The organism is Sphingomonas rubra, from assembly GCF_900115745.1.
GTDB classification, from domain to species: domain Bacteria; phylum Pseudomonadota; class Alphaproteobacteria; order Sphingomonadales; family Sphingomonadaceae; genus Sphingomonas; species Sphingomonas rubra.
The window spans coordinates 148,628-158,007 of the sequence record NZ_FOXP01000007.1; the positions used below are offsets into that span (position 1 = coordinate 148,628).

General features: G+C 69.7%; 12 protein-coding genes and 1 tRNA gene. 5 read left to right on the forward strand and 8 right to left on the reverse strand.

Translation table 11 applies throughout. The features are described from left to right. Positions 1-37: 37 nt before the first annotated feature. Positions 38-1,135, forward strand: a complete 1,098-nt coding sequence (locus BM145_RS10325) for an ATP phosphoribosyltransferase regulatory subunit (RefSeq protein ID WP_093333561.1) — start codon at positions 38-40, stop codon at positions 1,133-1,135. Positions 1,136-1,172: 37 nt separating this feature from the next. After that, positions 1,173-2,462: an adenylosuccinate synthase gene (locus BM145_RS10330; RefSeq protein ID WP_093333562.1), complete on the forward strand. Its 1,290-nt coding sequence runs from the start codon at positions 1,173-1,175 to the stop codon at positions 2,460-2,462. 295 nt (positions 2,463-2,757) lie between these two features. Here the strand turns inward: BM145_RS10330 and BM145_RS10335 are convergent, their stop codons facing one another. From BM145_RS10335 to BM145_RS10365, 7 genes are all read right to left on the reverse strand, one after another. Beyond that, a complete protein-coding gene (locus tag BM145_RS10335) occupies positions 2,758-3,048 on the reverse strand; it encodes a hypothetical protein (protein WP_093333563.1) in 291 nt (96 codons plus the stop codon). A 55-nt stretch (positions 3,049-3,103) separates the two neighbouring features. Beyond that, positions 3,104-3,628: a hypothetical protein gene (locus BM145_RS10340; protein WP_093333564.1), complete on the reverse strand. Its 525-nt coding sequence runs from the start codon at positions 3,626-3,628 to the stop codon at positions 3,104-3,106. Between the two features lie 78 nt (positions 3,629-3,706). Beyond that, a complete protein-coding gene (aroC, locus tag BM145_RS10345; RefSeq protein WP_093333645.1) occupies positions 3,707-4,780 on the reverse strand; it encodes a chorismate synthase in 1,074 nt (357 codons plus the stop codon). Next, on the reverse strand, positions 4,777-5,016 hold the full coding sequence (locus BM145_RS10350; protein ID WP_093333565.1) for a hypothetical protein: 240 nt from the start codon (positions 5,014-5,016) through the stop codon (positions 4,777-4,779). Before BM145_RS10350 ends, aroC begins: the two co-directional genes overlap by 4 nt. 7 nt (positions 5,017-5,023) lie before the next feature. After that, a complete protein-coding gene (gene fabI, locus BM145_RS10355) occupies positions 5,024-5,827 on the reverse strand; it encodes an enoyl-ACP reductase FabI (RefSeq protein ID WP_093333646.1) in 804 nt (267 codons plus the stop codon). A gap of 10 nt (positions 5,828-5,837) precedes the next feature. Beyond that, a complete protein-coding gene (locus tag BM145_RS10360) occupies positions 5,838-6,806 on the reverse strand; it encodes a YihY/virulence factor BrkB family protein (protein ID WP_245739249.1) in 969 nt (322 codons plus the stop codon). A gap of 5 nt (positions 6,807-6,811) precedes the next feature. After that, on the reverse strand, positions 6,812-7,765 hold the full coding sequence (locus tag BM145_RS10365; RefSeq protein ID WP_093333567.1) for a DnaJ C-terminal domain-containing protein: 954 nt from the start codon (positions 7,763-7,765) through the stop codon (positions 6,812-6,814). Positions 7,766-7,864: 99 nt separating this feature from the next. Between BM145_RS10365 and BM145_RS10370 the strand changes: the two genes are divergently transcribed. Both BM145_RS10370 and BM145_RS10375 read left to right on the forward strand, forming a co-directional pair. Beyond that, on the forward strand, positions 7,865-8,131 hold the full coding sequence (locus BM145_RS10370; protein WP_093333568.1) for a hypothetical protein: 267 nt from the start codon (positions 7,865-7,867) through the stop codon (positions 8,129-8,131). Positions 8,132-8,197: 66 nt separating this feature from the next. Further along, positions 8,198-8,274: transfer RNA gene (locus BM145_RS10375), tRNA-Arg, on the forward strand. Between the two features lie 270 nt (positions 8,275-8,544). On the opposite strand, the gene BM145_RS10380 is transcribed toward BM145_RS10375, so the two are convergent. Further along, complete coding sequence (locus tag BM145_RS10380) at positions 8,545-8,781, reverse strand: ribbon-helix-helix domain-containing protein (protein ID WP_143090156.1); 237 nt, start codon at positions 8,779-8,781, stop codon at positions 8,545-8,547. Positions 8,782-8,957: 176 nt separating this feature from the next. Between BM145_RS10380 and BM145_RS10385 the strand changes: the two genes are divergently transcribed. After that, a complete protein-coding gene (locus tag BM145_RS10385; RefSeq protein WP_093333570.1) occupies positions 8,958-9,374 on the forward strand; it encodes a GIY-YIG nuclease family protein in 417 nt (138 codons plus the stop codon). Positions 9,375-9,380: the final 6 nt, after the last annotated feature.

The following is a 9,380-nucleotide window of genomic DNA, read 5'->3' on the forward strand; positions in this document are numbered from 1 at the left end:
GTGGCGCGCACGCGCCATCGCCGCTATCGCGCGCGGCATGACCAAGCCTGGCCTGCTGCCCGAAGGATTCCATGACCGCCTGCCGCCGTTCGCCGATGCCGCGGCGAGCGTCGAGGCGCGGGTGCTGGAGGCGGCGAGGGCGCACGGATACGAGCGCGTCGACCCGCCGCTCGCCGAATTCGCCGACGAGCTGGCCGCGCGGCTGAAGGCGGGCGGGCTGACGGACGCGGTGCGCTTCGTCGATCCCGTCGGCCAGGCGACGCTGGCAATCCGGCCCGACCTGACCGCGCAGGTGGCGCGGATCGCGGCGACCCGGATGGGGCATCACCCGCGGCCGGTGCGGCTGTCCTACGCGGGATCGGTGCTGAAGCTGCGCGGCCGGCAGCTGGCGCCCGCGCGCGAGCTGCGCCAGGTCGGGGCCGAGCTGATCGGGCTCGACTCGGTGGCGGCCGCGCAAGAGGTGGTCGGCGTCGCGGTGGAGGCGCTCGCGACCGCCGGTGTGCACGGTATCTCGATCGATTTCACGCTGCCCGACCTGATCGACACGCTGGCGGGCGGGCCGCTGCCGGTCGGGAATGTCGGCGTCCTGCGCGACCGGCTCGATGCCAAGGACGCCGCAGGTGTCGCCGAGGTGGCGCCCGCCTATCTGCCGCTGATCGAGGCGGCGGGGCCGTTCGACGCGGCGATGGAGCGGTTGCGCGCGTTCGACGCGGGCGGCGTTCTGGCGAGCCGGCTCGACGGGCTGGCGGCGATCCGCGCGGGGCTGGGCGAGAGCGTCGCGGTGACGCTGGACCCGACCGAGCGGCACGGGTTCGAGTACCAGTCCTGGCTCGGCTTCTCGCTGTTCGCGGCGGAGCCGGCGCGCGAACTGGGGCGCGGTGGCACCTACCTGATCGTCCATGCCGACGGGCGGGAAGAGGCGGCCACCGGCTTCTCGCTCTACGCGGATGCGCTGCTCGGCCCGGCGGCGCCGGAGCGCCGGCGATTGTTCCTGCCGCTCGGCACCCCCGCCCGCGACGGTGCGCGGTTGCGCGCGGACGGATGGGTGACGGTGGCGCAGCTAGACGCCGACGATAGTGCCGAGGGGCAGCTGGCGACGCATATCTGGGTGGCGGGGGAAGCGCGGGCGCTGTAGGCGGCGCCTGAACTCACGCATTCATGGGAGCAAGGCTTTGGCCAACGTAGCGGTCGTCGGCGCGCAATGGGGCGACGAGGGCAAGGGCAAGATCGTCGACTGGCTCGCCGAGCGTGCCGACATGGTGGTGCGCTTTCAGGGCGGGCACAATGCCGGGCACACGCTGGTGGTGGGCGGCGCCACCTACAAGCTGTCGCTGTTGCCGTCGGGGATCGTGCGCGGCACGCCATCGGTGATCGGCAACGGCGTGGTGCTGGACCCCTGGGCGCTGCGCGACGAGATCGCGCGGCTGGGCGAGCAGGGCGTGGTGGCGACGCCGGAGACGCTGCGGATCGCCGACACCTGCGCGCTGATCCTGCCGTTCCATCGCGATCTCGACGCGCTGCGCGAGGATGCGAGCGGCGCGGGCAAGATCGGCACCACGCGACGCGGCATCGGCCCGGCGTACGAGGACAAGGTCGGGCGCCGTGCGCTGCGCGTATGCGACCTGGCGCATCTGGACGATCTCGACGCGCAGCTCGACCGGCTGCTGGCGCATCACGACGCGCTGCGGGCGGGGTTCGGCGTGGCGGCGATCGACCGAGCCGCGCTAGTCGAGGAGCTGCGCGCGATCGCGGGATTTGTGCTGCCGTTCGCGAAGCCTGTATGGCGCGACCTGAACGAGGCACGCGCCGCGGGCAAGCGCATCCTGTTCGAGGGCGCGCAAGGCGTGCTGCTGGACGTGGATCACGGCACCTACCCGTTCGTCACCTCGTCCAACACCATCGCGGGCACCGCGGCGGGGGGATCGGGGCTGGGCCCGGCGGCGGTCGGTTTCGTGCTGGGGATCGCCAAGGCCTATACCACGCGGGTCGGGTCGGGGCCGTTCCCGACCGAGCTGGCGGACGAGACGGGCGAGCGGCTGGGCGTGCGCGGACATGAGTTCGGCACGGTGACGGGCCGCAAGCGGCGTTGCGGCTGGTTCGACGCGGTACTGGTTCGGCAGTCGGCGGCGGTGTCGGGGATCACCGGCATCGCGCTGACCAAGCTCGACGTGCTCGACGGCTTCGAGGAGATCGCGGTCTGCACCGGGTATCGGCTGAGGGGCGAGACGCTGGACTATTTCCCGTCGCATGCCGCCGACCAGCGCGCGGTGGAGCCGATCTACGAGGTCATGGAAGGCTGGTCGGAGTCGACGGCCGGTGCGCGCAGCTGGGCGGAACTGCCCGCCGCGGCGATCAAATATATCCGCCGGATCGAGGAGTTGATCCGCTGCCCGGTGGCGCTGGTATCGACCAGTCCCGAGCGGGAGGACACGATCCTGGTACGCGATCCGTTCACCGACTGAGCGGATTAGAGCCGGCTTCGATCAGCTTTAATCATCCGTTCGTGTTGAGCGCAGTCGAAGCACCTTGTGGAGGCGTGCCCTTCGACTTCGCTCAGGGCGAACGGAAGTGAATACACCTGATCTAGTTTAAACCTAGCGCCGATCGTCATTCAACGCTGCGCCTCATCATCCACCCCGGCGAAGACCAGGGTCCAGCTGGGAGACGCGAACCGTCGGTAGTCGCACCTCTTTCACGACCTTCCCGACGGGACCCCGGCCTTCGCCGGGGTGGAAAAATGCCGATTGTCGATCCGTCCTAGCCCTTGGGCGGTGGTCCGCTCGCGCTGGTCGGATCGCCCGGTGCGGGGGCGGCGTTATCCGGTGCGGCGGCGTTGTCGGGTGCGGGCGCCGATGCGTCGGGCGCATCGGCGCGGTCGGACGGCGCCGCGTCGTCCGTCGTCGGTGAGGGTTCCGCGGTCGGCGGGCCGACCGGAGCCGGGACCTGGTTGGCGGGAATCTTGTTCTCGACGGGATCGGTGCCGACCTGGGCGAGCGCGGCAGTCGACACGGCGGTAGCGACGACGATGAGGGTGGTGAAGCGCTTCATGACGTCCTCCTGACGTGAAAAGGGCCCGCCAATCGGCGGGCCCTCTTGTTCAAGCTCAGCGCGGCGTGCCGGGCGAGCCCGGCGTGCCGGTGGTGTTGCCCGGCCCGGTCATGCTGCCGAGCCCGGTGGTTCCGGTCGATCCGGTCATGCCGCCGGTGCCGGTGGCCGATCCCATCGTGTCCGGGATCGTCGTGCCGGTCGTACCGGCGGTGGTGTCGGTCGACCCCATCGTTCCGGTGGTCGTTCCCGTCGTCGAGCCCATCGTGCCGGTGGTCGAACCCATCGTGCCGGTGGTCGAGCCGGTCGTGCCGGTGGTGGACCCCATCGTGCCGCCGGTGGACGAACGGCCCGTGGTGCCGCGGGTGCCCCGCTGCGTGCCGCGCGTCGTCGTGCTGCGGGTGCCGGTGGTCGACTGGACGCCGGTATTGGCGCCGAGCGTGCCCGTGGCCGTACCGGTGCCGCCCATCGTGCCGACGCCGGCCGATCCGGTGCCGCCCATGGCTCCGCCGGTGCCGGTCTGTGCGGCGGCGAGGGCCGGGATGGCGAGCGCGGCGGCTGCCAGAGTGATCGTGATCCGCATGGTGCTTCTCCTACGTATCTGTTTGATATCGTAGCCGTTAAACGGATCGTTTTCCCGATCGTTCCGGTTGCCGCCGCGTCAGCCGACCGGACCGCCGCATTGCGCGCGATGCAACATCATCTGATCGGCGAGGACGAACGCCACCATCGCTTCCACCACCGGCACGCCGCGGATGCCGACGCAGGGGTCATGCCGACCGCGCGTGGCGATCTCCGTCGCCGTGCCGTCGCGCGCGATCGTCGGCTGTGGCGTCAGGATCGAACTGGTCGGCTTGAACGCCACGCGCACCGTGATGGGCTGGCCGGTGGAGATGCCGCCCGCGATGCCGCCGGCATGGTTGGCGAGGAACTCGGGGCCGTCGCTGCCGGGCCGCATAGCGTCGGCGTTCGCCTCACCCGACGCCGCCGCCGCGGCGAAGCCGTCACCGATCTCGACGCCCTTGACCGCGTTGATGCCCATGCATGCCGCCGCCAGCTCCGCGTCGAGCTTGGCGTAGAGCGGCGCACCCCAGCCCGCGGGCACGCCCGTCGCCTCGCACGCGACCACCGCGCCGAGCGAGGAGCCGGCCTTGCGCGCGGCATCGACGATCCCCTCCCAGCGGGCGGCGGCGAGCGGGTCCGGGCAGAAAAAGGGGTTGGTGTCGATCGCCGCGTCGTCGAACGTCGCGATCCGGTCGCCGCCGATCGCCTCCACCCAGGCGCGCACGCGCACCTGCGGGATCACCAGCCGCGCGACCGCCCCGGCGGCGACGCGCATCGCTGTCTCGCGGGCGGACGAGCGGCCGCCGCCGCGCGGGTCGCGAAAGCCGTATTTCGCGTCATAGGCGTAATCGGCATGGCCGGGGCGGTAAGCCTGGGCGACCTGCGCGTAGTCCTTCGATCGCTGGTCGACATTGTCGATCAGGAGCGAGATGGGGGTGCCCGTCGTCCGCCCCTCGTACACGCCCGACAGGATGCGGACGCGGTCGGGCTCCTGCCGCTGCGTGGTGAAGCGCGAGGTGCCCGGCCGGCGGCGGTCGAGCCAGGGCTGGATGTCCTCCTCCGCCAGCGCGATCCCCGGCGGGCAGCCGTCGACCACCGCGCCGATCGCGGGGCCGTGGCTCTCACCCCATGTCGTGAAGCGGAGGACGTGGCCGAAGCCGTTGCGGCTCACCGCCCCACCGTCCGGTCGCGCGCCCATTGCGCCAGGACCGATCCCACCACCACGCCGGCGAGCGCGCCGGAGACGCCGTCGCCGCCCTCGCGCGCGACGATCCACGCGCCCGCCGCAGCGACGGCGAGCACCAGCGCCAGCGCGCCCGCGTCGATCGCGGCGCGCCAGCCGTGGCGCTCGCGCCGCAGCGCCCAGAAGCCCAGGACCGCGGCGAGAAGGGCGAGCAGCGTCGTCATTTCACCCTCACGCCAGCGCGATGTCGGGAGCGTCCTCCGCCTTCATGCCGATGACGTTGTACCCGGCGTCGACGTGGTGGACCTCGCCCGTCACGCCGCTCGCCAGGTCGGACAGGAGGTAGAGGCCGGCGCCGCCGACATCCTCGATCGTCACGTTGCGCTTCAACGGGGAGTTCAGCTCGTTCCACTTCAGGATCAGGCGGAAATCGCCGATGCCGCTCGCCGCCAGCGTCTTGATCGGGCCGGCCGAGATCGCGTTGACGCGCACGCCGTCGCGACCGAGGTCGACCGCGAGATACTGCACGCTGGTCTCCAACGCCGCCTTGGCCACGCCCATGACGTTGTAGTGCGGGATCACCTTCTCGGCACCGTAATAGGAGAGCGTCAGCAGGCTGCCGCCGGGTGCCATCATCCTGGCCGCGCGCTGCGCCACCGCGACGAAGCTGTAGACCGAGATGTTCATGGTCAGCAGGAAATTGTCGAGGCTGGTGTCGACGTAGCGGCCGCGCAGCTCGTTCTTGTCGGAGAAGCCGATGGCGTGGACCACGAAATCGATCGTCGGCCATTCCTGCGCCAGCGCCTCGAACGTCCGGTCGAGCGCGGCCATGTCACCGACGTCGCAGTCGAACAGCCGCGCCACGCCCAGCTGCTCGGCGAGCGGGCGGACCCGCTTCTCCATGGTCTCGCCCTGGTAGGAGAAGGCGAGCTCGGCCCCCGCCTCCGACAGCTGCTTGGCGATGCCCCAGGCGAGCGACTTGTCGTTGGCGAGCCCCATGATGAGCCCACGCTTGCCTGCCATCAAACCGTTCACGCGCATTCCTTCACGCTGTCGCCGCTACCCCGAGGTCGTCTTCCTTTAGCGAAGCCTCGGCCGGTTCCGCCAGTGCCGCGTTGAGATGCGCGCCGAACACGAAGCCGAGCCCGATCAGGTAGAAGAACAGCAGCATCACGACCACGCCCGCGAGGCTGCCATAGGTGGCACCGTAGCCGCCCAGCATCGACAATGCCCAGGGCAGTCCCGTCGTCATGCTGACCCACCACACGGCGGTGAACAGCGCGCCGGGCCATTTGCGGCTGCTGGTGTAGCGGTATTTGGACGGGGTGACCGAGTAGAACAGCATGTACAGCGCGCCGAACATCACCACCGCCGGGATGATCCGCGACAGGCCGATCCAGCCGGACAGGTCGCGTGCCCAGGGGACGAGGCGATAAAGGAACTGCTCCACCCCGGCGAGGAGGCCCTGCACCAGGAAGGAGAGCAGCACGATCAGCACCGACAGGATGATCGCGCCCGTGGTCCGCAACCGACCCTGCACGAACGAGGTCGAGCTCTTGGTGCCATAGGCGCGGCGAAAGATGTCGCGGATGGTGTCGATGAAGCTGCCCACCGTCCACAGCCCGACCAGCCCGCCCAGCCACAGCAGCGTGCCCGTGCGCCCCGCCAGCACGCTGGCGATCGGCTCGGCCAGCAGGGTCCGCGTGTCCGACGGCAGCGTCGCCAGGATGGAGGCGACGGTGCGCTGCGTTTCTCCGCTCTGCCCGATCAGCGACAGCACCGCCGCGGCGACGATGAAGAAGGGGAACACCGTCATCAGCGCCAGATAGGCGAGGTTGCCGGCGTGGATGAACCCGTCGTTATACGTGCCGAGCAGTGCCCGCTTCGCCACCTCGAAGGCGTAGCTGCCGGGTCGGACGCGCGCGAACTCGCGGTCGAGCCGCGCGCGGGCGCCGCCGTGGTGATGGGCGCGTGCCCGATCCTCCGGGGTCAATCCGCTCGTCGTCTCGTCCATGGCGGTCAGACGCCCATCGCGGCCCGCGGGTTCCCCTCGTCGCGGCCCGCCCATCCCTCGACGAACTGGCGCAGCGCCGCATCGTCCGCGGGCACGGTGACGGCGAGCGTGACCAGCTGGTCGCCGCGTTCGCCGGGCGCGCCCTTGCGGTGAAAGCCCTTGCCCTTCAGGCGCAGCACCTTGCCCGACGAGGTGCCGGCCGGGATGGTCAGCATCACCGGATTCTCCACCGTCGGCGCGCGCACCTTGCCGCCCAGCACCGCCTCCGCCAGCGAGATCGGCAGGTCGACGCGCACGTCGTCGCCCTCGCGCGTGAAGAAGCGGTGCGGCTGCACCTCGATCGTCACCAGCGCGTCGCCGGCGCCGCCCGGTCCGGGCTGACCCTTGCCGGCCAGGCGCATCTGGGTGCCGCTCTCCACCCCGGCGGGCAGCTTCAGCTCGATCGTCGCGCCGTCGCCCAGCGTCACCCGCTGCGGCGCCAGCGTCGCGGCGTCGACGAAGGGCACCTGCAGTCGGTACTGGATGTCGCCGCCCTTGGCCGCCGCCTGGCGCCCGAACCCGCTCGCGAAGCCGCCGCGCCCACCGCCGCCGCGGCCGCCGCCGAACAGCCCCTCGAAGATGTCGCCCATGTCGGCCTCGCCGCCGCCGAACTCGAACCCCTGCGAGCGGAAGCCGCCGCCGGGGCCGCCGGGGCGGGGGCCGCCCCCGCCGCCGCCGAAGCCGAAGGGCGCCGCGGGGTTGCCGTCGCCGTCGATCTCGCCCCGGTCGAAACGGGCGCGCTTGTCCTTGTCCGACAGCAGGTCGTACGCGTTGGTCACCCCGCTGAACCGTTCGGCCGCCTTGGGATTGTCCTTGTTGCGGTCGGGGTGCAGCTCCTTGGCGAGCTTGCGGTACGCCTTCTTGATCTCGGCCTCGCTCGCGGTGCGCGCCACACCCAGTGTCTTGTACGGATCGGCCATTGTCGGTCCCTGTTTCTGCCGGCGCTATGTGGGGCAGACGTTCCGGCAGCGCAACGCGCTTGGGTCCCCGTGCGTTGGCAGGCGAAGAGGAGAAGCACGATGAACGACAGCGATCACGGCAGCCAGCCCATGCAGGCCGCGGGCAAGGACGGCCGCGAGGGCGCGGCGGACGGCGTCGAGAACCCCAACGGCCAGGGCGCGGAGGGCCAGAGCAACGGCGGCGCCTATCCCAATGCCAAGGGGCCGGACACCAAGGACAAGGGCGGCTTCTTCGGCCATGGCGGCCAGACCGAGATCGACTATTCGGGCACCGGCGCCAAGGGCGACGAGGGATCGGGCAACGCCAATTCGGTGACCGGCGGCTGATCGCCCGCGGGGATGACGGCGAAACCGCTGGCATCCCCGCCCGCTGCCTGCTAGCGGGGCGGGCAGGCACCCGTAGCTCAGCTGGATAGAGCGCTGCCCTCCGAAGGCAGAGGCCACAGGTTCGAATCCTGTCGGGTGCGCCAAGCTATACGCCTAAGTCGTTGATCATAGCTTAATTAACATCCCCGCCAGTGCATCAAACCCACGGGTGTTCCCACATCGCAACGCGACTGCGGGCGAACTGGTGCGACCTGCCACAGTGGATGTTGGTGAGATATCGACGTGCGTTCATGGTGGATCACGGCCTGGCTGCTTTGGAGCAGTAACCCGGCGTAAGCGGACCTTTGTTAATGGGCCGAGCCGGAACACACTCAAGTCTTCAATGCTGCTGTCCCGCATCCGCGCGTCAGCCCTCATGCGTCGCCCTCAGCTGAACGACGAGCCTTGCTTGCCGCGCCGCCACGGGGGCGCTGCTTCTCGTCGGCCACCCGCTTCAAGTCGTACTTCTCGAAGAGGTCGTTCAAGGCTTCGGCTAATAGCACCTGATGGGTGGAATCACGCTCGGCCGCGAGGCGCTTGAGCGTTCGAACAACGATCGGCTCAAACCATCCGCCGATCTGCCGCAAACCATTTCGCGCTTCGCTTGCCACGTTCGTCCTTGCTCAATCCGAGCAGGGACTGACGCATACTCAAACTTCAACCGCAACAAAGACCCATCGATTGGAGTGTCTACACTTCAAGGAGTCAGAATGTTTGTGCATATTAGATTGACGTATGCAGCTACTCACATCAAGTTTGTGCAAACAACGAGCTGCGGATTACAAACATGCTTGCACGGCAACCGAAGAGAGAGGACCTGCAGAAGGCGATAAAGGTTGCACGCCGTGATCGCGCCGAGCGCTTGCTCACGCGCGAGATTAGCTGGTCGCCGGACGGAACGGTTGAGTTGGTGCTCACCCGTGAGTTCATGGTCCCGGATGACGCCGGCGTCTACTTAATCCACGACCTTCGCGGCATCCTCTACGTCGGGCAGTCTCGCAAGCTCCGGCAGCGCTTCGCCCAGCACGATCGCCTGCGCCGCAACCGGCTGCTGCATCTCGCGATGAGCCGCCCTGTCGGCATCATGCGCTTCAGCTGGCGCCTCGTCGCCGACGAAGAAGAACGCTCCGCCTTCGAGCGCGAGCTCGTCGCCACCCTCCAGCCGGTCTGCAACCGGCAGCTGCTCGACACCCCCCTTACCTGAAAAGGA